This is a genomic window from Jeotgalibacillus marinus (genome assembly GCF_040801915.1).
Taxonomy (GTDB): domain Bacteria; phylum Bacillota; class Bacilli; order Bacillales; family Jeotgalibacillaceae; genus Jeotgalibacillus; species Jeotgalibacillus marinus.
The window spans coordinates 1-277 of sequence record NZ_JBFMIA010000139.1 but is presented as its reverse complement, the minus strand read 5'-3'; the positions used below and the strand labels follow the sequence as shown (position 1 = coordinate 277).

1 pseudogene is annotated in these 277 nt (G+C 63.2%); it reads right to left on the bottom strand.

Annotated features, from left to right (window positions below):
- Nucleotides 1-277 (bottom strand): annotated as a pseudogene (locus tag AB1471_RS17290) (kynureninase); the annotation flags it as partial.

The following is a 277-nucleotide window of genomic DNA, read 5'->3' as shown; positions in this document are numbered from 1 at the left end:
CCTTGAAGAGGTTGACCGTCGTGCTGTCGGAGACGAGTACTTCGCCCTCCCGGGCACCGATCACGTCCTGTGCAATCCGGTCACCGAGCCTGATCGGGAGTCGAATCCAGTCCCGCCATCCCAAGATCATGGAGTCACTCCACACCTCGAGTGCTGCAGCTACTACGTCCCCAGCGGAGCGTGGCTGACGGCCAAGCGAGTTTCCGTCCATGTAGGCCGCATAGCGGTCGTCGATCGAGAACCGCTCACGGAACCGCGCGAGAGGATCGGCCCGGTC